This window comes from Paraburkholderia sp. SSBN10T (assembly GCF_056619545.1).
On the sequence record NZ_JBWQQI010000007.1, the window covers coordinates 20,428 to 43,657 of the forward strand.

Consider the following 23,230-nt stretch of genomic DNA (forward strand, 5'->3'; position numbering starts at 1 on the left):
ACCACGAAGCGATTGCCGCGGCCAGCCGCCGAAGCGCCCGCGACACGCATCTCAACGCCATCGGTGCGTCGCAGCGGTCTTCGGTTGCTGTCTCTGCATGTGGCATGGTGTCTCCTCCCTCCTTAGGCCGCGGCGCGACTTCGCATGCGCAGCAAAGGGTTGTGTATGGCGTGGCGGGACATGCTTGCAACACCGTGCAGCCCGCTCTCGCCTGTCACTTGATTGTCTGCATTTGTCGCAGCATTGCCGACAAGATTTCTGGAGGAGGCTCACCAAACGATCAAGCGTTTGAATCGACCCGTCGTCTCGCTGCCAACCCTTATGGAGGCTGGCACTGGAGGATTTGCAAAATCAGGATTCAAACAGGGTGGAGCGCGCTGCCGGGCGGCGCACAGGCAGCGGCGCCGGGCTCGCGCGCGAAGCGCAGCGGAAACAACACGAAAGCGGCCCGCCAGCGGCGCAGAAGCCGGACATAAAAGTCAGCGAAACGACACATGCCGCAATGCAATACGCGAGGCGCTACACTAGCCGACGCCCAGCCATTCCTGCATCACGTCGCGCCGTTCATAAAACACGTCGAGCGGGCCATCGAAGACAATTTCGCCGTGGCCCATCACCGCTATCCGGTTTGCCAACTGGTGGGCGATTGCCAGCCGCTGTTCGATCAGCAGCATCGCCACGCCGCGCTCGCGCAGCACGCGCAGGCACTGCGCGACCTGGGCGACCACCTGTCCCGCGAGCCCTTCGGCAGGTTCGTCGATCACCAGCAGATCGGGATCGCCCAGCAGCGCGCGCGCCAGCGACAGCATCTGCTGCTCACCGCCTGACAGTGCGCCGGCCCGAGTGCGCCGGCGCTCGCGCAACACCGGAAAGAGCGTGTATGCGTCGTCGAACGTGAAGCGCGGGGCCCGTCCACGGGCACGCGGCGCGAGGCCTAGCTGCAGGTTTTCGTCCACGCTCAATGCCGCGAAGATGTCGCGGTGCTCAGGCACGTAGCCAATGCCGAGGCGAGCGATTTCAAAGGTCGGCACGCCGATCAGCGAGCGCCCCGCGAAGCGCAGCGCGCCCTCGGCACGCACCATGCCCATGATCGTGCGAGCCAGCGTCGAGCGCCCGGAGCCGTTGCGTCCCACCAGCGCCACCACCTCGCCCGCCTCGACGCGCAGGTCGACCCCGTGCAGCACCTGGCTCGCGTCGTGCCATGCGCACAATCCGGTGATCTCCAGCAACGCGCTCATCGTGGCTCGCCCTCGCCGAGGTAGGCCGCGAGCACCGCATCGTCGGCGCGAATCGCGGCGGGCGTCCCGGTTGCGATCACGCGGCCTTGCACCAGCACCGAGATGCGATCCGCGAGGCTGAAAACCGCGTCCATATCGTGCTCGACCATCAGCAAGGTGCGCCCTGCCGTGGTCTCGCGAATCAGCTCGATTGCGCGGGCTGCTTCAGCCCGGTTCATGCCGGCGGTCGGCTCGTCGAGCAGCAACGTATGTGCACCGCTCGCCAGCGCAATGCCGAGATCGAGCGCGCGCTGCTCCGCGTAGCTCAAGGTGCCGGCCAGCAGCGCGCGGCGCGCGCTCAGCCCGACGGCCTCCAGCACCGCCTCGGCTCGGGCGTCGACTTCGCGCGAGCCGCTCCAGCGATGCCACCAGCGCAAGCGGTCCCGCTCAGCGATCGCCGCCGCGCAGCGCAGGTTGTCGAAGACGCTTAGGCGTGCGAAGACGCTGGTCGTCTGGAAACTGCGCGCCAGTCCGCGCCGGCTGATCGCCGGTGGCGCCAGGCGGCTCAGGTCGACTCCGTAGAGTTCGATGCGCCCAGCGTCAGCTCGGGCGTGGCCCGCAATCAGATTGAAGAGCGTCGATTTGCCAGCGCCGTTCGGACCGATCAGCGCATGTCGTTCTCCCGGCTCCACCGCCAGATCGACACCGCGCAGAATCTGCGTCGCGCCAAAGCGTTTTTCGACGCCGCGCAGCGAAAGCGCCAAGGTCATGGCGTACCTCGCCGGCGGTGGGTTCCGTAGGTCAGACTCATCCATGCCCGCCGCGCTGCGCGCGCCGCCAGCCAGCCTGGTCCCGCGAGCAGGCAAAGCACCAGCACCAGCCACTTGCCGGACGACATCGCATCGCGCAGGAGTCCTGCTGATGCTCCCCACGGCAGCCATTGCAGACTCTCGCCGGCATCCGCATCGAACTGGACGGCATACGCCCACTGCACCGCCAGCACGCCGGCCAGCGTCCACAGCAGCAGTGCCGACGCGCTCCACAGATAGGGCCGCAGGCAGCGTCGCCAGCCATGCGCGGCGAGCCGCGCCGCCTGGGCTCGTCCCCAGCCGGTCAGGCCGTCCGGCGAAGCGCTCACCACGACAATGAAGAACAGTCCCAGATAAAGCAGCCAGGCGCGTGTCGCGCCGGCGACCACCACGCTGAAGAACGTCAACACGATCGCCCCGGCCACCGGTCCGAAAAACGATGCAGTGCCGCCGATCACCGTAGCGATCAGCACCGAACCCGAACGCAACATGCCGACGCTCTCGGTCGACACCAGTTCGAGATTGATCAGCCCGAGCGTCCCCGCCACGCCCGCAAAAAACGCCGACAGCACCACAACGCCGTAACGGATGCGCCACGGGTAGCAGCCGATCGCCGCCGCGCGAACCGGGTTGTCGCGCACCGCGTTGGCGAGGCGCATGAACGGCGTGCGCGACAACGCGAATACCGCCGCGCAGGCGAGCAGACACCAGAGCGCGATCAAACCATACGTGGCGCGCGCCGGACCAAAATTCCACGCCGCGAACCACGCACCGCCCGCACGATCGATCGGCACGCCGGCCTCGCCGCCGAACCAGTCGGGCAGCGTCCATGCGGCCGCGGCCACCAGTTCGCCGATACCGAGCGTGATCATCGCAAAGGCGGTCCCGGCGCGGCGCGTCGAGAGCGCGCCGAGCAGCACGCCGCACAGCGCACCCGCGAGCCCGCCGACGAGCGGCAACAACGGCAGCGGCACGCCAAACTGGTTGAAGACCCGCGCCGCGACGAGCGCGCCGAGACCCGCATAGGCAGCGTGGCCGAACGAGAGCAGCCCTGCTTCACCGAGCAGCAGGTTGTAGGAGAGCGCAAAGACGATCATCGTGGCGGTCTGCGCGAGGTACGCCAGCAACCAGCTTTGCGATCCGGCAAACAGGGGCGCCGCCAGAAACGCAATCAACGCCAGCCAGGGCAGCCGGTTGCGCCAGGCAGGCGTCGCGATGCCAGGTTCACCAGGTGAATCAGGCGGACCGGATCGATCTGGCCTGTCTGCTGGGTCCGTTGCATCCGCCATCCGCGCCCCCGCGAGCGGTCCTGAGGACTCTTTGATATCTCGTGTAGAGGTGCGCGGGCGCTGCGCGTTGCGGGGATCACGCATCGCTGTCGCGCTGTCCGAGAATGCCGCGCGGGCGCAGCGCCAGCATCGCTACCAGCAGCAGGTAGGGCAACAGCGGTGCGAGTTGCGCTAGCGTGAGACCGTCCCAGGCCGGCGGCAGCGACTGCCCGAAGGTCGAGGTGATCTCGCCCAGCGACAGGTCGCTGGCAACCGCAAAGGTTTGCACACAGCCGACCATCAGCGATGCCACCAGCGCCCCACCCAGCGACCCCAGACCGCCGATCACCACGACCACGAAAACGATCGAGCCGACCGACTCCCCCATCGCCGGTTCGATCACGAAGAGCGGCGCACCGATCACGCCGGCGAGCGCAGCGAGCGCCGTACCGACGGCAAACACGCCGGTAAACACGCGCGGCACGTTATGCCCGAGCGCCTCGACTGCACGGGGCTGGGTCAACGCGGCCCGCACGATCAAGCCGGTTTTCGATACGCGCAGCACCGCATACAGCACGGCGAGCATGGCGACGGACACGGCCATCATGAACCCACGATAACGCGGAAACGCCGCGCCGTAGACCTTGAAGAGCGGCCCATCGAGCACCGCCGGCACGCTCGCCGTCAGCGCGGACAAGCCCCAGACGAGCTTGATCGCTTCGCCGATCAGATACGCGGCGCCGAAGGTCAGCAACAGTTCGGCGAGGTGTCCGTGCGGCCGCACGCGGCGCAACAGCCAGCGCTCCATGGCCGCGCCGGCACACCCGACGGCGAGTGGCGCGAGCACCAGCGCACTCCAGAAGCCGGTGCGCGCAGCCACCGAGAAACCGACATACGCGCCGAGCATGTAGAAGCTGGCATGCGCGAAATTCAGCACTCCTAGCATGCTGAAAATCAGCGTCAGGCCCGCCGACAGCATGAACAGCAGCAGCCCGTAGCTGACGCCGTTGAGCAGGTTGATCACAAACGACTGCACGCGCGTGCCGTCCGTTACTGCGGCTGAACGACGAGCGCTTCGAGCGCCGAGCGCAACGCGTCGGGCAGCGCGACCGGCCGGCGCGTTGCGCGGTCGACGTAGACATGCACGAAATGGCCTTGCGCCGCCGGCTGCGCCTCGCCCTCCTTGAACAGCCCCACCTCGTAGCGCACGCTCGTCGAACCGAGCCGCACCACCCGCAGGCCAGCCTCGACACGCTCCGGAAACACCAGCGGGGCGAAGTAGTTGCACTGCGTTTCGACCACCAGGCCGATGGTCGCGCCGTGCTCGACATCGAGCACGCCGGCACGAATCAGGTACTCGTTCACGACCGTGTCGAAATAGCTGTAGTAGACGACGTTGTTCACGTGACCGTAGACATCGTTGTCCATCCAGCGGGTCGTGATCGGCAGGAAGTGCGGGTAGGCGGTGCGCGGCGCGGGGGCAGGTTTGTTCATCGTGAGCGGGGTCCGGGTCGTTGTATCCACAGGCTTGGTTAACGCGCGGCGGCCGGCAAGCAGCGGCAGCCGGCCGCATGCGTCCTCATTTACTGCCCGGGCCGCTCGACGAACTCGAACGGCAAGCCGCGCCGGCGCATGAACTCGCCCAGCGCCTGACCAGTGCCAGCGCGCCACGGACGCAGCCTGGCCGGCTCGACCAGCCGATACTCGAGCAGTTCCGGCGACAGCGAGATTGTGCCGTAGGCCCGCACGTGATACGCGATGATCAGTTCGTTCTTGCGGATGAACTCATAGACGCCGATCAGCTCGACCGTTTCGGCATGCAGCGAGGTCTCCTCACGGACTTCGCGCGCAATCCCCTCCTCCGGTGTCTCGCCATTCTCCATGAAGCCGGTGATCAGCGCGAAGGTGCCCTCGGGCCAGGCGGCATTGCGCGCCAGCAGAATTTTGCCTTCGTACTCGACAATCGCGGCCACCACCGGCAGCGGATTGTTCCAATGGACGTAGCCGCAGGTCTCGTCGGGGCATGCCTGGCGGATGCGGCCGCCTTCGTGTTCAGGGTCGGTGCGTTCGACGAGAGGCGTAGCGCAGCGGGGACAGAATCGGTAGTCACTCATGGTGGGCGGGGAATCGTCCCTTGGTATGTCGTTGTGATGCCGGGTTGGGCCTTGTCACGGCGCATGCCGCGCTGACGCATTGCCCATCTGTTGCCGATGCGGCGCTCATCTGTGCGCTCAGGCTGCTGTGCACAGTTCGCGCACCTGGGCGACGAAACGCTCGACCGTCTCCGGCTGGGTATCCCACGCGCACATGAGCCGGCAACCGCCCGCGCCGATGAATTCATAGAACTTCCAGCCGTGCGAGCGCATCGCCTTGGCCACATGAGCGGGCAACTGCGCGAACACCGCATTCGATTCGGTCGGGAACATGATGCTGACGCCCGGAATCCCGGCAAGACGCGTTTCCAGCAATTGCGCCATCGCGTTGGCGTGACGCGCATTGCGCAGCCACACGTCGCCGTCGAGCAGGCCGAGCCACGGCGCCGAGATAAAGCGCATCTTCGAAGCGAGTTGCCCGGCTTGCTTGAGGCGGTAGGCGAAATCGTCCGCCAGCGCGCGGTCGAAGAACACCACCACTTCGCCCACCGGCAAGCCGTTCTTGGTGCCGCCGAAGCACAGCACGTCGACGCCGGCGCGCCAGGTGATCTCGGAAGGATGCACGTCGAGCGCGGCCACCGCGTTGGCAAAGCGCGCGCCGTCCATGTGAACTTTCAGGTGGCGGCGTTTCGCAATCGCGGCGATCGCGCGCACTTCTTCGACGCTATAGACAGTGCCCACTTCGGTGGACTGCGTGAGCGTCACGACCTTGGGCTTCGGATAGTGGATGTCGGCGCGACGCGTGACGACGGCCTCGATCGCATCGGGCGTCAGCTTGCCGCCGACGCCCGGCGCGGTCAGCAGTTTCGAGCCGTTCGAGAAGAACTCCGGGCCACCGCACTCGTCGGTTTCGATATGCGCCAGTTCGTGGCAGATCACCGAGTGGTACGACTGGCACAGCGACGCGAGAGCGAGCGAATTGGCCGCCGTGCCGTTGAACACGAAGAAGACTTCGCAGTCGGTCTGGAACAGCTCGCGCAGGCGGTCGCAGACCTGCTGGGTCCAGGAGTCGTCGCCGTACGCGGGTTCGTGGCCGCTGTTGTTGGCGGCGATCAGCGCGTTGAGCGCTTCGGGACAAATGCCCGCGTAGTTGTCGGACGCGAAATGTTGCATGGCAGGCGTGGCGCCCGGCGACGGGCGCTGCAGGGATGACCGGAAAGCGGTCATTTTAGTGCGCCAGCCGCTAAATTGTTTTTGCCCGCTGCGATTTAAGGGTGCTTTACCGATGCGGACGATGCGCGACCCACGTCAACCCGAGCGCGCCGAGCAGCAACGCGCCTGCGGCGAGCCACAGCGCGGGCGAGAACGAACCGGTATGGGCGGCGATCGGCGCGGCCACCAGCGGGCCGACGATCTGCCCGACGCCGTAGGCCGCGGTCGCATAGCCCATCAGGCCGGCAGCGTGATTGCCGCGCAGGCGGCGCGCCTCGCGCATCGCGAACAACGTGATGGCGGTGAACGGCAGCCCGATCAGCATGCTGCCGAGCGCGAAGCCGCCGGCCGTCGGCCACACGATGCCCGACGCCACACCCGCTGCCTGCAGGACATAGCAGGCGGCCAGCAGGGTGCGATTGTCCCAGTGGTGCGGCAGACGCGCCGCACCGAGTGCGCCGGCCATCAGCGCGAGGCCGAACATCGGCCAGAACAGGTCGGGCCACGCGGAACCCGGCAGCGCATGGCGCGCGATCACCGGCAGGAAAGTCGCGGTGATGATGTAGCCGAAGCCTGGCACGCCGTACAGTAAGACTAGCCAGAAGGCGTCGGCGGGGTGTGCGGGACTGGTGGGGGCTTTGGCGGAGAGGGTTGTGACTGAGGGGGTTGTGGTTAACGGGGTCGCGGCTGCGGAGGCTGCGGCTGAGATCGTTGCAGGAGCGGTGGACGAGGCTGAGTGAGCGGCGCCATCACCGCTTGCAGATGCCGCGGCGCTCGGGCCTGCCTGCGCCTCCTCGGCAAACACCCGCCAGACCAGCGCGGACAGCACCGCCGCGGCCAGCCCGAACCCGAGCCAGCCCGCAGCCGCCCCCAGGCGCCCCGCGATGCTCACGAACAGCCCCGTCGCGACGATCCCCACACCCGGTCCGCTATAGATCACCCCACCCCACTCGTGCGCACCCAGTTCGGCAAGCCGCCGCAAGCCCCATTGCGATGCAAACACAAAGATCCACGCGCTCACCACACCCGCGGCGAAACGCACGATTGCCCAGATCCAGAAGTGATTGGTCAGGCCCATCGCGAGGGTCAGCAGCACGGTCACCGCGAGCCCCATCCGCACCATCCGTGCCGGTTCGACGCGCAACGCCGCGCAGCTCACCGCACCGGCGAAATAGCCGGCGTAATTGCACGACGCGAGCCAACCGCCATGACGGATGTCGAGCCCGCCGCCATGCAGCATCAACGGCAAGAGCGGCGTAAAGGCGAAGCGGCCGATCCCGAGAGCCACCGCCAGCACGATCATGCAAGCGATCGCGGCCTGGCGCGCGGGGTAAGGTCCGGCCGACGCGGTGAATGTGCGGGTTGAAGCGAGATTGTCCATGCAACTTCAAAAGAGTCAGATGCAGCCGAAAACCGGCGCAGGCCTGGCAGACACGCCAGGCACCTCAAGCCAGCATAGCTTGACGCATCAATCACGAAAAATGAATAATATTGATGTGAACCATCACACGGAGAGAATCATGGATCTGGCTGCATTGACGATTTTTCGCGCCGTGGTGCGCGAGAACGGCGTCACGCGCGCTGCCGCGAAGCTCAACCGGGTGCAGTCGAACGTGACGACACGCATCAAGCAGCTCGAAGAGCAACTCGGCACCGAGCTGTTTATCCGCGACGGCCGCCGGCTGGTGCTCACGCCCGCGGGCGAAACCTTGCTGCCCTACGCCGAACGGCTGCTCGCACTCGCCGACGAGGCGCGCCATGCGCTGCGCGAAGATCGCCCGAGCGGCCGCCTGCGCCTCGGCACCATGGAAAGCGTGGCGGCGAGCCGCCTGCCGGGGCTGCTCGCGCACTATCACCAGAACTGGCCGGAGGTCGGACTCGAACTGGAAACCGGCACGACCGGCCATCTGATCGAGCGGGTGCGGGCGTTCGAAGTGGACGCCGCGCTGATCGCCACCCCGCACGATGCCGACTGGGCCGGTGAGCTGTTCGAAACGGTGCCGGTGTTTCGCGAGGAACTGGTGATGCTGACGCCGCGCGGCCATCGGCCGATTCGCGAAGGCCGCGACATCGCGCTGTCGACGCTGATTGCATTCGAGCGCGGCTGCGCGTATCGCAGCTACGTCGAGAAGTGGTACATGGAGCATGGCATCCGCCCCGCGCGGGTGCTGGAGCTTGGCTCGTATCATGCGATCGTCGCGTGCGTGGCGGCGGGGGCGGGGGTGGCCGTCGCGCCGCGCTCGGTGCTCGACTTGCAGCACGATATGAACAACATCGCGGTTCATTCGCTCGGTGACCTGGGCATGATCGATACGCTGCTGATCTGGCGACGCGGACATTTCTCTTCGGCGCTCAGGGCGCTGCGCGAGACGCTGCTGGCCAGCAGCAATTTGATGCAGCCCGTGAGCGGGCAAACCGAGGCGGGATTGCAGACGGCATAGCAGTTGGCGCCAGACGAGACGGGATCGCAGACGGCGTAGCGGTTGGGACAAGTCGAGGTGGAACTGCAAATGGCGTAACGACCGAGGCCAGGCGCGTCAAAACAAAAGAGCCGCGAGCTTTTACGCTCGCGGCTCTTTTGTTTCAGGTGCCCCGCTACAGAAACAGGACACTCCGGACGCGCTTACAACTGTATTTACAACTGCGCTTCGACCCAGCCCTTCACACCGGCCAGCGCCGCCGGCAGATTCGCCGGTTCGGTGCCGCCCGCCTGGGCCATGTCGGGACGGCCGCCGCCCTTGCCGCCCACCTGCTGCGCCACGAAGTTGACCAGTTCGCCGGCCTTCACCTTCTTGCTCGCATCCGGCGTCACGCCGGCGATCAGGCTGACCTTGCCGCCTTCGACCGAAGCGAGCACGATGGCGGCGTTCTTCAGCTTGTCCTTCAGCTTGTCGACGGTTTCGCGCAGCGTCTTGACGTCCGCGCCATCGAGCGTGGCGGCCAGCACGTGCACGCCGGCCACTTCGACTGCCTGGCCGGCCAGTTCGTCGCCCTGGCTCGAAGCCATCTTCGACTTGAGTGCGCCGAGTTCCTTCTCCAGCGCCTTCACCTGGTCCTGCACCTGGACGATGCGTTGCGTCAGTTCCGACGGTTGCGCCTTCAGAGCCGCAGCGGCCGCGTTGATGCGGGTGTCGAGCTCCTGCACGTAGCGCACCGCGTTGTCGCCGGTAATCGCTTCCACGCGACGGATGCCGGCTGCGACGCCGCCTTCCATCACGATCTTGAAGAAGCCGATATCGCCGGTGCGGTGCACGTGCGTCCCGCCGCACAACTCGCGCGAGAAGCCGAGGTCGAGCACGCGCACTTCGTCGCCATACTTTTCGCCGAACAGCGCCATGGCGCCGCCCTTTACCGCTTCGTCGAACGGCATGACGCGCACGATGCCCGGCGCGTTCGCCAGCACTTCCGCGTTGACGATGGCTTCGACCTGACGGATCTGCTCGTCGGTCATCGGCGCGTTGTGCGCGAAGTCGAAACGGGTCTTGTCCGGGTCGACGAGCGAGCCCTTCTGCTGCACGTGCGAACCGAGAACTTCACGCAGCGCCTTGTGCATCAGGTGGGTGGCCGAGTGGTTGCGCGCGGTGCGGGCACGACGCACCGCGTCGATTTCCGCCTTCACGACGTCGCCGACTTTCAGCGTGCCCTGCTCGAGCGTGCCGTGGTGGCCGACCACATCGGCCTGCACCTTCAGCGTGTCCGCCACCGCGAAGCGCACGCTCGCGTTGGCGAGCAGGCCTTCGTCGCCGACCTGGCCGCCGGATTCCGCGTAGAACGGCGTGTGGTCGAGCACGACCACCGCCTGCTGCCCGTGCGTCACTTCCTTGACCGAGGCGCCATCCACGTACAACGCGATCACCTTCGCGTCGTCGAAGACGATTTCTTCATAGCCGTGGAACGTGGTCTTCGCGCCCGAGTACTCGAGGCCCTGCGCCATCTTGAACTTGCCGGCGGCGCGCGCCTGCTCGCGCTGGCGCGCCATGGCTTCGTCGAACGCGGCTTCGTCGACCGTCACTTCGCGTTCGCGGCACACGTCCGCCGTCAGGTCGAGCGGGAAGCCATACGTATCGTGCAGCTTGAACGCCAGTTCGCCGTCGAGCGTCTTGCCGCCCTTCGCTTCCAGCTCCGCCAGGGCGCCTTCCAGAATCGACATGCCGTGCTCGATGGTTTCGAAGAAGCGCTCTTCTTCCTGACGCAGCACGTCCGTCACGCGTTGTTCCGCGTCCTTCAGTTCGGGATAGGCCCCGCCCATTTGCGCGACCAGATCGGCCACCAGGCGATGGAAGAACGAACCCTTCTTGCCGAGCTTGTAGCCGTGGCGAATGGCCCGGCGCACGATCCGGCGCAGCACGTAGCCGCGGCCTTCGTTGCCCGGAATCACGCCGTCCACGATCAGGAACGAGCAGGCGCGGATGTGATCGGCGATCACCTTCAGCGAGTTGTTGGTCAGGTCCGCCACGCCGGTTTCGCGGCCCGCGGCCTGGATCAGCGCCTGGAACAGGTCGATCTCGTAGTTGCTGTGCACGTGCTGCAGGACGGCGGCAATACGCTCCAGGCCCATGCCCGTATCGACGCACTGCTTGGGCAGCGGCGTCATGTTGCCTTGCGCGTCGCGGTTGAACTGCATGAACACGAGATTCCAGATCTCGATGTAGCGGTCGCCATCTTCCTCAGGCGATCCCGGCGGGCCGCCCCACACGTCCGGGCCGTGGTCGTAGAAGATTTCCGAACACGGGCCGCACGGGCCGGTGTCGGCCATCTGCCAGAAGTTGTCCGAGGCGTAGCGGGCGCCCTTGTTGTCGCCGATGCGGATGATGCGCTCGACCGGCACGCCCACTTCCTTCGCCCAGATGTCGTGCGCTTCGTCGTCTTCGTGGTAGACCGTGACCCACAGCTTGTCTTTCGGCAACTGGTAGACGCCCGTCAGCAGCTCCCACGCGTAGTGGATCGCGTCGCGCTTGAAGTAGTCGCCAAACGAGAAATTGCCGAGCATCTCGAAGAACGTGTGGTGACGCGCGGTGTAGCCGACGTTTTCAAGGTCGTTGTGCTTGCCGCCGGCGCGCACGCTGCGCTGCGCGGTCGTAGCGCGCGAGTACGGACGCGATTCCGCGCCGAGGAACACATCTTTGAACTGCACCATCCCCGAATTGGTGAAGAGCAGCGTCGGGTCGTTGCCGGGCACAAGGCTCGACGAGCGGACGATCGTATGGCCCTTCGATTCGAAGAACTTGAGGAATTTCTCGCGGATTTCGGCGGCTTTCATAGCGTACTGGGGACGGTCCTGGCTGGATCTGGCGACATCCGGAGATGCGCCAACCGAAGGTTGCTTAAACGACTGATTATACGGGATCGGCGCCCTTGCGAGGCGGCGCGGGCCGCCTCGTGCGCAGGATTAGCCGTTCGGCCAGGCTTTGGCCCCTGCCGGCGAATTGGCGCATCGTTCGTCTTATGACGTTCGGCCGAATGGGGCCGCGCGCAGGAATCGCTTAAGATTCTGCACATCGGCGCCGCCGCGGCATCGGCACTCTCACCAGAGCGCGCCCCGGCCGGCGCGCCGGCTTCGCAGTTCGGCCAATAAGGAGACATCGGAACACTATGGGCGCTCTCAGTCATATCCGCGTGCTGGACCTCACCCGCGTGCTCGCCGGCCCGTGGTGCGCACAGACACTCGCCGATTTCGGCGCGGACGTCATCAAGATCGAACGCCCGCAGGTCGGCGACGACACGCGCCACTGGGGCCCTCCATACCTGAAGACGCCGGACGGCGCGGATACCCACGAGGCCGCCTACTACCTCGCGGCGAACCGCAACAAGCGCTCGGTCACGGTCGATATCGCCACCCCCGAGGGGCAGCGCATCATCCGCGAGCTGGCCGCCCAAAGCGACGTAGTGCTGGAAAACTACAAGGTCGGCCAGTTGAAGAAATACGGCCTCGACTACGCCTCGCTGAAGGAAATCAAGCCGGATCTCGTCTACTGCTCGGTGACCGGCTTCGGGCAGACCGGGCCGTATGCGCAGCGGGCCGGCTACGACTTTATCGTGCAGGGCATCGGCGGCTTCATGAGCATTACCGGGGAGCGCGACGGCCTGCCCGGCGGCGGCCCGCAAAAGGCCGGCGTGGCGATCGCGGACCTGATGACCGGCATGTATTCGACCATTGCCGTACTCACCGCCCTCACGCACCGCGACCGCACGGGTGAAGGCCAGTACATCGACATGGCACTGCTCGACGTGCAGGTCGCGATGCTGGCGAACATGAACTCGAACTTCCTCGCGAGCGGCCAGCCGCCGGCCCGCTGGGGTAACGCGCACCCGAACATCGTGCCCTACCAGACCTTCCAGACCAGCGACGGCTGGATCATCGTCGCGGTCGGCAACGACGGCCAGTTCCGCAAATTCGTCGAGGCCGGCAGCCGCCCGGAATTGGCCGACGACGAGCGCTTCGCCACCAACCCGGCCCGGGTGCGCAATCGCGACACGCTGGTGCCGATCCTCGCGGAGATGGTCCGCACGCTCGGCAAGCAGCAGTGGATCGCGGCGCTCGAAGCCGCCGGCGTGCCCTGCGGGCCGATCAACGATCTGGCGGAGGTGTTCGAGAACGAACAGGTGGTGGCGCGTGGCATGCAGGTCGATCTGCCGCATCCGAGTGGCGGCACCGTCAAGCTGGTGCGCAATCCGATCAATATGAGCGGCACGCCACCGCAGGCGCTGGCCCACCCGCCCACGCTCGGCGAGCATACCGAAGCCATTCTGCGCGACGTGCTGGGTTACGACGAGGAGCGGATCGCGGCGCTGCGCGCGCAAGCGGTGATCTGAAACAGGCGACGCAGAGGGCTCTGGGCGAAAGCCGGCCGCGGGCGCTCAGGCCACCGGACGCGGGTTCATGAGCGGGTTCGGGTTCGGACTCGGGTTCTGCGTTGGCGTCGGCTTCAGGTTCGTGCGCGGGTGCACGGGCACGTGCGCCGGCTCATCCGCCCGCTCACCCACCCACTCATTCGCCCTGCACCGCCTTCGCCAGCCAGCTCCGCCCCTCGTCCCAATCGCCAAGGCCACTCTCGGAATTGATATGGCCGCGTGCGCCGATTTCGCGCCAGCGGCTGCCCCACGCTGCAGCACACGCCTGCGAAAACGGCACGCCGCCATACGGATCGTCGGTACTCGCGACTACGACGCCCGGAAACGGCAGCGGTTCAAGCGGCACCGGCGCGAAACCGCTGGCATCCCGCGGAAAGCCCTCGCCCGTCGGATCAGGCACCGCCACCAGCAGCGCACCCGCCACTTTCGCCAGACTCCCGGCGCTCGCGTACTGCGACGCCCAGAACGCCACCGTGAGACATCCCAGACTGTGCGCGGCGAACGCAACCGGGCCCTGCGCGGCGTGCACCGCCGCCTCCAGCGCCCGGCACCAGGCGTCGCGCACCGGATGATCCCAAGCCGGCATCTGGACGCGCTCGAACCCCGCGTGCAAGCTTTCCCAGCGCGTTTGCCAATGCCCCTCGCCCGAATTCATATAACCCGGCAACACCAATACCGTTTGCTCAATCATCGCGCCTCCTCATGTCTACGCGGCTCCCGTCAAGCCGGCTATTGAAACACACGCGGAGCACACCAGGAACACACGCGCCCAAACCGCGCGCTCAGGCTCCGCGCCGGCCGCATTCCAAGGGGCCTCGCTCACCCGTCAACCAGGCGATTTCCCCCCAGCTACGGCATGCAAGCGTGTGCAAAAAACCCCGAGCGTTGGCCGGAAGCCGCACTCAGTCTGCCGGAAGGGTGGTCGTCAGGTAGAATCAAGAGATAAGCGAGCGCACCGCGCGCCCTCGACCGACCTTCTCCATCTCGCATGAATACCGAACGCAACGACGCGCCAGCGGCATCCAATTTCATCCGCAACATCATTGACGAAGACAACCGCTCAGGAAAGTGGGGCCAGCGCGTGGAAACGCGTTTCCCGCCCGAGCCGAACGGTTACCTGCACATCGGCCACGCCAAGAGCATCTGCCTGAACTTCGGCGTGGCGCGCAGCTACGGCGGCATCTGCCACCTGCGTTTTGACGATACCAATCCGGAAAAGGAAAGTGTCGAGTACGTCGAATCGATCATCGACGCCGTGCAGTGGCTCGGCTTCGAGTGGCGCAAGGACGGCAACGAGCACCTCTACTACGCCAGCGACTACTACGACAAACTGTACGAGTTCGCCGAGTTGCTGATCCAGCGCGGCAAGGCCTATGTGGACAGCCAGTCGGCCGAGGAAATGCGCGCCAATCGCGGCTCGGCCACGGAAGTGGGCACGCCTTCGCCGTTCCGCGAACGCTCGGTCGAGGAGAACCTCGACCTGTTCCGCCGCATGAAAGCCGGCGAGTTCAAGGAAGGCGAGCACGTGTTGCGCGCGAAGATCGACATGGCGTCGCCGAACTTCAACATGCGCGACCCGGTCATCTACCGGATCCGTTTCGCCCATCACTACCGCACCGGCGACAAGTGGTGCGTGTACCCGATGTACGACTACACGCACTGCATTTCGGACGCGCTGGAAAACATCACGCATTCGCTGTGCACGCTGGAGTTCGAAGACCATCGGCCGCTCTACGACTGGATCCTGAACGAACTCGCCGAAGCTGGCATCTTCGCCCGCCCGCTGCCGCAGCAAATCGAGTTTTCGCGTCTGAACCTCACGTATGCGATCACCAGCAAGCGCAAGCTGCTGCAACTCGTCACCGAAGGCCACGTGGACGGCTGGGACGACCCGCGCATGCCGACCATCGTCGGCGTGCGCCGGCGCGGCTTCACGCCGGAGGCGATCCAGTTGTTCTGCGAGCGCATCGGCGTGACGAAGGTCGATTCGTGGATCGACATGAGCGTGTTCGAAGGCGCGCTGCGCGACGACCTCGACGACAAGGCCCCGCGTACGGCCGCCGTGCTCGACCCGCTCAAGCTGATCATCGACAACTTCCCGGAAGGCGTCACGGAGGAATGCAACGCGCCGGTGCATCCGCATCATCCGGAGCACGGCACGCGGCGCTTCCCGATCTCGCGCGAGCTGTGGATCGAGCGTGACGACTACAACGAAACGCCGCCCAAGGGCTACTTCCGCCTGTTCCCGGGCAACAAGGTGCGTCTGCGTTACGGCTACGTGATCGAATGCACGGGTGCGGACAAGGACGAAAACGGCAACGTGACCGCCGTCCACTGCAACTACTTTCCGGACAGCAAATCGGGCACCGAAGGCGCGAACAACTACAAGGTCAAGGGCAACATCCACTGGGTCAGCGCCGTGGGCGCCTGCCCGGCCGAAGTGCGCATCTACGACCGCCTGTTCAAGGAACCGCAGCCGGACGCAGGCGGGCGCGATTACCTCGAAGCGCTCAATCCCGATTCGAAGCGGGTGGTGCAGGCCTACCTGGAGCCGGGCGCGCGCGACGCCCTGCCGGAGCAGCGCTATCAGTTCGAACGGCACGGCTACTTCGTCGCCGACCGCGTCGATTCGAAGCCGGGCAAGCCCGTGTTCAACCGCATCGTGAGTTTGCGCGACAGTTGGGGCAAGCCGGCGTAAGCTCGATGGCCGGCGGACGAGGCGCGCCGGCTCGGCAATGGCTAGGCAACGGATATATGCGTCGTCTTGCGTCAGCGCGTGCTGGCCGGGCATCGCTGAGGTCGAGGGCATCGCGGGCATCGAGCATGCCCGCGGCGCCCCGCCCGTTCGTTAGCATAGCGATCAATCGCGCGTGACGGTGCGTGCACCGCTTTCGGAGGAACGATGAGGTTTGCAGCCTGCCATCCGTCACGTCAATGCATCGCGCTGGCCGCGCTCGCGGCGGCCTGCTTCGCGTCCTCCGCGCAAGCGCAGGAACAGGAACTCACCGGCACGCTCAAGAAAATCCACGACGAGCAGACCGTCGTGCTCGGCGTGCGCGAAACATCGATCCCCTTCTCCTACTTCGACGGCCAAGGCACGGTGGGATATTCGCAGGCCATCGCCCTCGCCGTCGTCGAACAGATCAGGAAAACGCTCGCCCTGCCCGAGCTCAAGGTGCGCGAAGTCACCGTCACCTCGTCGAACCGCATCCCGATGCTGCAGAACAACCAGATCGATCTGGAATGCAGCTCCACCGCGCATACGCACGAACGCGAAGCCGAAGTGGCGTTCTCCGACAGTTTCTTCCAGTATGCAGTGCGTATGATCGTGCGGCGCAGCAGCGGCATCGCGGATTTTCCGGAACTGGCCGGCAAGGCCGTGGTAACGACGGCGGGCAGCTCCGACGAGCGCTTGCTGCGGCGATTGAACAGCGAGAAGCATCTCAGTATGCGCATTACGAGCGTGCGCGATCTTCCGGAAGCGGTCGCCGCGCTCAAGGACGGCCGCGCCGCAGCCTTCGTGATGGACGAGCCGATCGTGTATGGCTTCAAGGCGACCGACCCGCATCCCGACGATTTTGTGGTGACGGGTACGCCGCTTGGCTATGAGGTGTATGCCTGCATGTTCCGCAAAGGCGATGCGCCGATGCGCGAGCTCGTGAACGGCGTGATCGAGCGGATGCAGACCTCCGGGGAAGCGGAGCGTCTCTATAACGTGTGGTTCACGCAGCCGATTCCGCCTCGCGGGATCAATCTGAATTCCCCGCTGTCGGCGGCAATGCGCGCGCTGTTCGCCCACCCGAACGATCGCGCGCTCGATTGACTGAACGTACTTCGTGAACGCACTTCGCACCCGTGTCCGGCTCGTGCCTGGTTTTCGGACCGAGCCCGCTTGCGGGCTGTGCCTGGCTTTGTACCGCGCCGGGCCTCACAAGCTACGATGCAGTTCGGTCAGCGACAACGTGGTCTGGAACAGACGCGTCAAACTGCGGCTTGCATAGCGTTCGACCTCCTCCGGCGCGGCCCAGCGGTAAGCGTCCATTTCGGGAATCAGCGTGCCGTCCGAGCGGCGTGGAAACATCGACGTGCAGACGCACTGCGACAGGTCGAGTTCTTCGGCACGAGCACGCGCCGCGAACAGATGCAGGTCCTTGTCGCGCCGGTAGACGAACAGGCCCAGGTCCTTCAGGCGCTCGGCGGCGATCACGAGACCGGTCTCCTCGACCAGCTCGCGCAGTGCCGTGAAGTGCGGTGCCTCGCCCTCCTCGCCATGACCTTTCGGAATATCCCAGTGAGACGTCTCGGTGGCATGCGCGAGCAACACGCGCCCGTGCGGATCGAGCAGCACGACGCCGCAGGACACGACACGTGCGTTGATAGCGGCAGACATCGCGCGCCTCGTGTGCCCGCTCAATGCTTCTTCTGGAGTTGCCACGGGCCGCTCGCGGCGCGGCAGAACTGCGGACGCAGCGACATCGACTGTCCCTTCGCATTGAGCACCACGGTCGCGTGAAACAGGGCACGGGTTCGCATCGACATTGAGTATTCTCCTCGGGAGATCGTTCGGGCAGTCACGAAGCGCTTCGTGATCTGGACCTGAAAAGCATAGCATGAGGTCTTTGCCAGAGTGAGCCCGCACGCCACCTCGGCGTGGTTTTCATGCTGCGGCCGCGAAGCTACGCTTTCCTTGCGTTCATCAGAGAATCGCCAACTCATCAGGATGTCGAATCAATCAAGGTATCATCTGCCAATTGGGCGAGGCATAGCGGAATGCTCGACAGACAACTCGAATCAACAGATGCGTTCATCGCAGGACGGGATTTCTCGCTTGCAGATATGCCGATTGGCCTTTCGATCAACCGCTGACTCAGCGCGACGGGCTGCCGCCACGATCCAGCAGCGCGCCCCTATGCCTTCTAAGTGCCTTCCTCCTGCACACCAATCGCCGCAAACTGCGCCTCAGGTGTGTGGATTGCTATGCTCCGCAGTTGTATCCTCAAAGGCCTGAGGGAACCTGTTCCCCGCCGCCAACCAGAATGTCGCCAAAATGAAACTTTCGTTGCCGCCCCACGGACGGGCAAACCGCATGTATCCGCCGGGCTCGTCCAGCCTGCAAAGCCTCGCGTCGGTAATTACCGGTGTCGTCGTGGTATGCGGGCTGTATTTCGGCCGCGCCGTCCTGATTCCGATCACGCTGTCGGTACTGCTCAGCTTCCTGCTCGCACCGCTGGTGGCAGCGCTGCGGCGCTTGCGCATGGGGCAGTTGCCGTCGATTTTCATTGCGGTGTTTTTCGCGCTCGCCGTCGTGCTGGGCGCGGGTGCGCTCATCACGGCGCAGATCGTCCAACTGGCGGCCGATCTGCCGCAATACCAGGTGGCGATCGAGCAAAAGATCGAGACCGTGCAGGAAAAAACCGTCGGCCGTGCCGACATCCTCATGGGCAAAGCCGCGCAGACCCTGCAACGGGTCGCACCGTCGCGTCCGGCGGCGCCGCGCAGCTTCGGCAAAGCGAGCCGTAACGCCCCTGCGGCGCCGATGCCCGTCGAGGTGCACGAGCCGGCGCTCACGCCGATGCAACTGGCCCAACGGGCGTTCTCGCCAATCATCGAGCCGCTCGAAACGACCTTTATCGTGCTGGTCGTGACTATTTTCATCCTGCTGCAACGCGAGGATCTGCGCGACCGCGTGATCAGCCTGTTCGGCTCGCGCGACCTGCATCGCACCACCACCGCCATCAACGACGCCGCGAGCCGGCTGAGCCGCTATTTCGTCGCACAACTGGGCCTGAACCTCAGCGTGGGCGCGGTGCTCGCCATCGGTCTCGCGGGCATCGGCGTGCCGGGCGCGTTGCTGTTCGGCGTCGTCGCCGCGCTGCTGCGCTTCGTGCCGTACATCGGCATCTGGATTGCCGCGCTGCTGGCCGTGTCTCTCGCCGCCGCCATTCAGCCGCAATGGACCATGGCGGTGTGGACGTTGATCCTGTTCGTGGTCGTCGATCTGGTGGCCGGTCAGGTGGCCGAGCCGTACCTGTACGGCCGCCGCTCGGGCCTCTCGCCGCTCGCCGTGGTGGTCGCAGCGATTTTCTGGAGCTGGCTGTGGGGCCCCGTCGGGCTCGTGCTGTCGACCCCGCTCACGTTGTGCGTCGTCACGCTGGGCCGCTATGCCGACCGGCTCAACTTCCTGACCATCCTGCTCGGCGACCAGCCGGCCCTGACGCCGGCCCAAATGTTCTATCAGCGGCTGCTGGCCGACGACCCGCACGAAGCCATCGTGCAGGCCGACCGGCTGCTTGGCGAGATGTCGGTCATCGATTACTACGATCAGGTTGCCCTGGAAGGGCTGCGGCTCGCACGCAATGACGCGCTGCGCGGCGTGCTGACCTCGGAACAACTGGCTCGTTTTAACGAGGCGGTGGTCGATATCATCGAGAACCTCGAAACGGTAGAAGGCCTGCCGGACGGGATGGAGACGCCCGACGCGGCCGACGCCGCCCACGCTCACGGCCGGACCGAGCCGCATTATGGCGGCGGCGCAAGCCCGCAAGGCGTGGGCGACACCGTGGTGCTGTGCATCTCCGGACGCGGCGCGTTCGACGAAATGGCGGCCGCGATTGCCGTGCAACTGCTTGGCCGGCAAAACATCACGACTGTGGCGACGACCTACGAGCAATTCCGCAGCACGCGTAGCGAAGCGCAAGAAGCCAACAGCGCGACGATCCTCTGCGTGGTTTCGCTCGACGCCTCCGAGTCACCGCCGTATTTGCGCAACCTGCTCAGACGAATACGCAATCAACCCACGCCCGCAACCGTGATTGTCGGCCTCGGCGGTCTATCGGAAAGCGCGGGGGATGAAGCGGCAGCGGGTAACACGCGCAACGCCACGACATTTCGCGGCCTGATCGAAGAATGCCGGGCTGCCGTGCTCGCGCCGCCGCATGAGGAGCATGCCCAAGGGGCTGCTTAAGCGGCGGTCCCGCGCACCGGTCTTGCCGTCCGCGCGGGCCGGGATTGTTACGTGCGCGACGCCAAACAGCTAGCAGGTAGCCCCCCGGTAGCCGCCAGGCGGCCGCCGCTACAATAACCGCTCAAAGCCTCCACCGAACCCGCGCCCCCGCCATGCAGCATCTGAAATACCTCAGCGCCTATCCGGCCACGCTACAGGACAAGGTTCGCCGGCTGATCACCGAACAGCAACTGGGCGCCTATCTTGCCGACAAATATCCGCATAGGCACACGGTGCAAACCGACCGCGCGCTCTACGAATATGTTGCCGACCTGAAGCGCGAATTCCTGCGCAGCGGCCCCGCTATCGACAAGGTCGTCTACGACAGCAAGCTCGACGTGCTGCGACACGCGCTGGGTCTCCATACGACCATCTCGCGCGTGCAAGGCGGCAAGCTGAAGGCAAAGAAAGAGATTCGCATCGCCTCGCTGTTCAAGGAGGGCGCGCCCGAGTTCCTGCGGATGATCGTCGTACACGAACTCGCACACCTGAAGGAAAGCGATCACAACAAGGCCTTCTACCGGCTTTGTGAGTTCATGCAGCCCGGCTATCATCAAACCGAGTTCGACCTGCGTCTCTACCTGACGCATCGCGAACTGGTGCGTGAACAGTCCGCCTGATTCCCGATTCCACATTCCCCCGCAGAGGACAAACCGGTGTCGTCAATGAATCTTCGGTTGTACGCAGACGCGCAGTTCGCGAGCCCCTATGCGATGTCCGTTTTCGTAGCCCTTCACGAAAAGGGCTTGCCGTTCGAACTTTCGAGCGTCGACCTCGCCCGCGAGGCCAATCGCGCGCACGACTTCGCCGCACCGTCGCTCACGCAGCGCGTGCCGATGCTGGTCCACGACGACTTCGCGCTGTCGGAGTCGTCGGCCATCACGGAATACCTCGATGAGGTGTTTCAAGGTGCGCCGCTGTATCCGGCCGCCTCCCGGCAACGCGCACGGGCGCGCCAGGTGCAGGCATGGCTGCGCAGCGATCTGCTGCCGATCAGGCAAGAACGTTCGACCGAAGTACTGTTCTACGGTCCTTGCGGCACCCCGCTTTCCGACGCGGCACATGCGGCGGCCGGCAAGCTGTTCGCTGCTGCAGAGGCGCTGCTCGCGAGCGGCGCGCCGAATCTGTTCGGCGAGTGGTGTATCGCCGATGTGGACCTGGCGCTGATGCTCAACCGCCTGGTGCTGAACGGCGATACGGTGCCGCAACGGCTCGCCGACTACGCGAGGCATCAGTGGCAACGACCGTCCGTGCAGCGCTGGGTCAAGCTGGAGCGCCCCGCCCTTTAACGGTCTGCAGTCCTGTTGTTAGAGGTGCGCGGCAATGCGTCCAGGCACGCAGCGCCGCCTGGCGCGCAAGCCAGCATGCGCGCCAGGCGGCGCTGCGCGCGCTAATGCAGATCGCAAAATGCCCCGGTCTGGACGTCGATCCAGAGCATCTTCCCATCCGTCCTGTGGCTATATACAAGCGCACGCGACTCGCGCTGGCTGTGCAGAAAGCCTAGAACCGCATGCAACGTATGTTTGCCGCGGTAACGCAAAGATCGCGTGGTTTCGCCGCTGCCGATAACAATCACGATTGGGTTGATACGCACTTTTTGTGCAATCAGATCAGGCGTTGCTGCAGACATGGTTGCCTCCGGTGTGGGGTGACACATGGGATAACGTCGATGGCTGCGCAAGCTTGAGGTTGCGAAAGGCGCGGTAAGGCAAGGCTGGTTTGCACTTCGCGGGCGGCTGCGCAATCCTTTGCGCGACTCATGCCGGCTACCATCGCCATGAGTTCTGCGCCGCCTCCATAGCGCCTCCTACGTGCCCATGAAAGCATCGTAGGACGTTCATTCACGCGCCTCTATCGGCGGCGGCGGATAGTTCGGTCAGGATCGGCCCCAGCTAAGGATTGCCTGAGCGAAGCCGACGCGTCGCGTTTATTCGTCGGCGAGACCGTGTCTGATCGAGTAGCGGATCAACTCCGCATTGTTGCCAAGGCCAAGCTTTTGCATGAGCCGCATCTTGTGCGTGCTGATGGTCTTCGCGCTGAGCGCGAGCATCTCGGCAATATCGTTGATGGTCCGGCCCGACGCAAGCATCTGGAGCACCTGAAATTCGCGGTCGGAGAGAACCTCGTGTGGTGGCGCGTCGCCCGAGTGCGTCTCGAAGATAACCGCGTCGACCAGCTTCGGGTCGATGAAGCGCCCGCCGTCAGCCAGTTTGCGAATCGCGGCAAGCAGCACCTCGGGATCGCTGTCTTTCGTGACATAGCCGGTCGCACCCGCGCGCAACGCGCGCGACACGACCTGCGCCTCGTTGTGGATGCTCAGCACCAGTACCGGCAGCTCAGGTTGCTCGGCACGCACGCGCCGGATCAGGTCGACGCCGCTGATGCCAGGCATCGTCATGTCCAGCAGCAACAGATCGATGTCGCAGCTACGCAACTTGTCGACCACTTCGGAGCCTTGCGCCGCCTCCCCGGTCACGACGATATCGTCGGTCGTGGCGATAATCTGTTTCAAGCCCCCGCGCACAATCGCATGGTCATCTGCAATTAGAATTTTGATCATGAATAGGATCCGCCGGCGAGCGGAACGTGTTTGAAAACCGCGATGTTTGAGCGAGGAGCGGCATCTCCCCTTGAGTGCGGTGATTCTCATTGTTCGGATGCGGCACGCGTTGCCGAATCGCGGCGTACCCATCGGGCGCCGTCGCGCCGCTGAGGCGCCGCAGGCGTGGCACGCAGTCTAGCGCTTCTTCTGCTGCTTCTTTTGGTGCGTTTTCTG

21 protein-coding genes are annotated in these 23,230 nt (G+C 65.2%); 7 read left to right on the forward strand and 14 right to left on the reverse strand.

Translation table 11 applies throughout. The features are described 5' to 3' along the window. Window positions 1-524: 524 nt before the first annotated feature. From AC1ECK_RS12640 to AC1ECK_RS12675, 8 genes are all read right to left on the reverse strand, one after another. Entirely contained in the window at window positions 525-1,238 is a 714-nt protein-coding gene (locus tag AC1ECK_RS12640; protein WP_480319493.1) for an ABC transporter ATP-binding protein, read from the reverse strand. Beyond that, entirely contained in the window at window positions 1,235-1,987 is a 753-nt protein-coding gene (locus AC1ECK_RS12645; RefSeq protein WP_480319495.1) for an ABC transporter ATP-binding protein, read from the reverse strand. The genes AC1ECK_RS12640 and AC1ECK_RS12645 overlap by 4 nt, the downstream gene beginning before the upstream one ends. After that, window positions 1,984-3,315, reverse strand: a complete 1,332-nt coding sequence (locus AC1ECK_RS12650; protein ID WP_480319497.1) for a branched-chain amino acid ABC transporter permease — start codon at window positions 3,313-3,315, stop codon at window positions 1,984-1,986. Before AC1ECK_RS12650 ends, AC1ECK_RS12645 begins: the two co-directional genes overlap by 4 nt. 76 nt (window positions 3,316-3,391) lie before the next feature. Further along, window positions 3,392-4,330 (reverse strand): branched-chain amino acid ABC transporter permease, encoded by a 939-nt coding sequence (locus AC1ECK_RS12655; protein ID WP_480319499.1) that lies wholly within the window; start codon window positions 4,328-4,330, stop codon window positions 3,392-3,394. A 14-nt stretch (window positions 4,331-4,344) separates the two neighbouring features. Then, window positions 4,345-4,788 carry an acyl-CoA thioesterase gene (locus tag AC1ECK_RS12660; RefSeq protein ID WP_480319501.1) on the reverse strand — a complete coding sequence of 148 codons (444 nt, stop codon included), beginning with the start codon at window positions 4,786-4,788 and terminating at the stop codon, window positions 4,345-4,347. Window positions 4,789-4,877: 89 nt separating this feature from the next. Continuing rightward, a complete protein-coding gene (locus AC1ECK_RS12665) occupies window positions 4,878-5,408 on the reverse strand; it encodes an NUDIX domain-containing protein (RefSeq protein WP_480319503.1) in 531 nt (176 codons plus the stop codon). A 117-nt stretch (window positions 5,409-5,525) separates the two neighbouring features. After that, entirely contained in the window at window positions 5,526-6,560 is a 1,035-nt protein-coding gene (locus AC1ECK_RS12670; protein WP_480320113.1) for a threonine aldolase family protein, read from the reverse strand. A 106-nt stretch (window positions 6,561-6,666) separates the two neighbouring features. Further along, on the reverse strand, window positions 6,667-7,980 hold the full coding sequence (locus tag AC1ECK_RS12675) for a YbfB/YjiJ family MFS transporter (RefSeq protein ID WP_480319505.1): 1,314 nt from the start codon (window positions 7,978-7,980) through the stop codon (window positions 6,667-6,669). Window positions 7,981-8,119: 139 nt separating this feature from the next. Here AC1ECK_RS12675 and AC1ECK_RS12680 point away from each other — a divergent pair, with 139 nt between their 5' ends. Then, window positions 8,120-9,040 (forward strand): LysR family transcriptional regulator, encoded by a 921-nt coding sequence (locus AC1ECK_RS12680; RefSeq protein WP_480319507.1) that lies wholly within the window; start codon window positions 8,120-8,122, stop codon window positions 9,038-9,040. Window positions 9,041-9,234: 194 nt separating this feature from the next. Here the strand turns inward: AC1ECK_RS12680 and alaS are convergent, their stop codons facing one another. After that, complete coding sequence (alaS, locus tag AC1ECK_RS12685; protein WP_480319509.1) at window positions 9,235-11,859, reverse strand: alanine--tRNA ligase; 2,625 nt, start codon at window positions 11,857-11,859, stop codon at window positions 9,235-9,237. Between the two features lie 332 nt (window positions 11,860-12,191). Between alaS and AC1ECK_RS12690 the strand changes: the two genes are divergently transcribed. Beyond that, on the forward strand, window positions 12,192-13,412 hold the full coding sequence (locus AC1ECK_RS12690) for a CaiB/BaiF CoA transferase family protein (protein WP_480319511.1): 1,221 nt from the start codon (window positions 12,192-12,194) through the stop codon (window positions 13,410-13,412). A 175-nt stretch (window positions 13,413-13,587) separates the two neighbouring features. Here AC1ECK_RS12690 and AC1ECK_RS12695 read toward each other — a convergent pair whose 3' ends face one another. Further along, window positions 13,588-14,142, reverse strand: coding sequence for an RBBP9/YdeN family alpha/beta hydrolase (locus AC1ECK_RS12695; RefSeq protein WP_480319513.1), 555 nt, complete (start codon window positions 14,140-14,142; stop codon window positions 13,588-13,590). A 297-nt stretch (window positions 14,143-14,439) separates the two neighbouring features. Here AC1ECK_RS12695 and AC1ECK_RS12700 point away from each other — a divergent pair, with 297 nt between their 5' ends. Both AC1ECK_RS12700 and AC1ECK_RS12705 read left to right on the forward strand, forming a co-directional pair. Then, window positions 14,440-16,149: a glutamine--tRNA ligase/YqeY domain fusion protein gene (locus AC1ECK_RS12700; protein ID WP_480319515.1), complete on the forward strand. Its 1,710-nt coding sequence runs from the start codon at window positions 14,440-14,442 to the stop codon at window positions 16,147-16,149. A gap of 204 nt (window positions 16,150-16,353) precedes the next feature. Beyond that, entirely contained in the window at window positions 16,354-17,274 is a 921-nt protein-coding gene (locus AC1ECK_RS12705; protein ID WP_480319517.1) for a transporter substrate-binding domain-containing protein, read from the forward strand. Window positions 17,275-17,379: 105 nt separating this feature from the next. Here the strand turns inward: AC1ECK_RS12705 and AC1ECK_RS12710 are convergent, their stop codons facing one another. Together AC1ECK_RS12710 and AC1ECK_RS12715 are read right to left on the reverse strand one after the other, a co-directional pair. Continuing rightward, window positions 17,380-17,829: an NUDIX hydrolase gene (locus AC1ECK_RS12710; RefSeq protein WP_480320115.1), complete on the reverse strand. Its 450-nt coding sequence runs from the start codon at window positions 17,827-17,829 to the stop codon at window positions 17,380-17,382. A gap of 32 nt (window positions 17,830-17,861) precedes the next feature. Then, window positions 17,862-17,990, reverse strand: coding sequence for a hypothetical protein (locus AC1ECK_RS12715; RefSeq protein ID WP_480319519.1), 129 nt, complete (start codon window positions 17,988-17,990; stop codon window positions 17,862-17,864). Between the two features lie 508 nt (window positions 17,991-18,498). On the opposite strand from AC1ECK_RS12715, the gene AC1ECK_RS12720 reads away from it, so the two are divergent. The 3 genes from AC1ECK_RS12720 (at window position 18,499) to yfcF (ending at window position 21,743) form a co-directional block, all read left to right on the forward strand. Continuing rightward, a complete protein-coding gene (locus AC1ECK_RS12720; protein WP_480319520.1) occupies window positions 18,499-20,415 on the forward strand; it encodes an AI-2E family transporter in 1,917 nt (638 codons plus the stop codon). A 152-nt stretch (window positions 20,416-20,567) separates the two neighbouring features. After that, complete coding sequence (locus tag AC1ECK_RS12725; RefSeq protein WP_480319522.1) at window positions 20,568-21,074, forward strand: M48 metallopeptidase family protein; 507 nt, start codon at window positions 20,568-20,570, stop codon at window positions 21,072-21,074. 36 nt (window positions 21,075-21,110) lie between these two features. Continuing rightward, complete coding sequence (gene yfcF / locus AC1ECK_RS12730; RefSeq protein ID WP_480319524.1) at window positions 21,111-21,743, forward strand: glutathione transferase; 633 nt, start codon at window positions 21,111-21,113, stop codon at window positions 21,741-21,743. 101 nt (window positions 21,744-21,844) lie between these two features. Here the strand turns inward: yfcF and AC1ECK_RS12735 are convergent, their stop codons facing one another. After that, window positions 21,845-22,084, reverse strand: coding sequence for a hypothetical protein (locus AC1ECK_RS12735; RefSeq protein WP_480319526.1), 240 nt, complete (start codon window positions 22,082-22,084; stop codon window positions 21,845-21,847). Window positions 22,085-22,381: 297 nt separating this feature from the next. Beyond that, window positions 22,382-23,014: a response regulator gene (locus tag AC1ECK_RS12740; protein WP_480319528.1), complete on the reverse strand. Its 633-nt coding sequence runs from the start codon at window positions 23,012-23,014 to the stop codon at window positions 22,382-22,384. Between the last annotated feature and the right edge of the window lie 216 nt (window positions 23,015-23,230).

Excerpts from the sequence above, each read along its gene's own strand:
- AC1ECK_RS12650 (WP_480319497.1), bottom strand. The coding sequence starts at position 3,315 with ATGGCGGATGCAACGGACCCAGCAGACAGGCCAGATCGATCCGGTCCG.
- AC1ECK_RS12665 (WP_480319503.1), bottom strand. The coding sequence starts at position 5,408 with ATGAGTGACTACCGATTCTGTCCCCGCTGCGCTACGCCTCTCGTCGAA.
- AC1ECK_RS12700 (WP_480319515.1), top strand. The coding sequence starts at position 14,440 with ATGAATACCGAACGCAACGACGCGCCAGCGGCATCCAATTTCATCCGC.
- AC1ECK_RS12695 (WP_480319513.1), bottom strand. The coding sequence starts at position 14,142 with ATGATTGAGCAAACGGTATTGGTGTTGCCGGGTTATATGAATTCGGGC.
- AC1ECK_RS12660 (WP_480319501.1), bottom strand. The coding sequence starts at position 4,788 with ATGAACAAACCTGCCCCCGCGCCGCGCACCGCCTACCCGCACTTCCTG.
- AC1ECK_RS12715 (WP_480319519.1), bottom strand. The coding sequence starts at position 17,990 with ATGTCGATGCGAACCCGTGCCCTGTTTCACGCGACCGTGGTGCTCAAT.
- AC1ECK_RS12675 (WP_480319505.1), bottom strand. The coding sequence starts at position 7,980 with ATGGACAATCTCGCTTCAACCCGCACATTCACCGCGTCGGCCGGACCT.
- AC1ECK_RS12645 (WP_480319495.1), bottom strand. The coding sequence starts at position 1,987 with ATGACCTTGGCGCTTTCGCTGCGCGGCGTCGAAAAACGCTTTGGCGCG.
- AC1ECK_RS12720 (WP_480319520.1), top strand. The coding sequence starts at position 18,499 with ATGAAACTTTCGTTGCCGCCCCACGGACGGGCAAACCGCATGTATCCG.
- AC1ECK_RS12670 (WP_480320113.1), bottom strand. The coding sequence starts at position 6,560 with ATGCAACATTTCGCGTCCGACAACTACGCGGGCATTTGTCCCGAAGCG.
- AC1ECK_RS12705 (WP_480319517.1), top strand. The coding sequence starts at position 16,354 with ATGAGGTTTGCAGCCTGCCATCCGTCACGTCAATGCATCGCGCTGGCC.
- AC1ECK_RS12725 (WP_480319522.1), top strand. The coding sequence starts at position 20,568 with ATGCAGCATCTGAAATACCTCAGCGCCTATCCGGCCACGCTACAGGAC.
- AC1ECK_RS12690 (WP_480319511.1), top strand. The coding sequence starts at position 12,192 with ATGGGCGCTCTCAGTCATATCCGCGTGCTGGACCTCACCCGCGTGCTC.
- AC1ECK_RS12735 (WP_480319526.1), bottom strand. The coding sequence starts at position 22,084 with ATGTCTGCAGCAACGCCTGATCTGATTGCACAAAAAGTGCGTATCAAC.
- alaS (WP_480319509.1), bottom strand. The coding sequence starts at position 11,859 with ATGAAAGCCGCCGAAATCCGCGAGAAATTCCTCAAGTTCTTCGAATCG.
- AC1ECK_RS12640 (WP_480319493.1), bottom strand. The coding sequence starts at position 1,238 with ATGAGCGCGTTGCTGGAGATCACCGGATTGTGCGCATGGCACGACGCG.
- AC1ECK_RS12680 (WP_480319507.1), top strand. The coding sequence starts at position 8,120 with ATGGATCTGGCTGCATTGACGATTTTTCGCGCCGTGGTGCGCGAGAAC.
- AC1ECK_RS12740 (WP_480319528.1), bottom strand. The coding sequence starts at position 23,014 with ATGATCAAAATTCTAATTGCAGATGACCATGCGATTGTGCGCGGGGGC.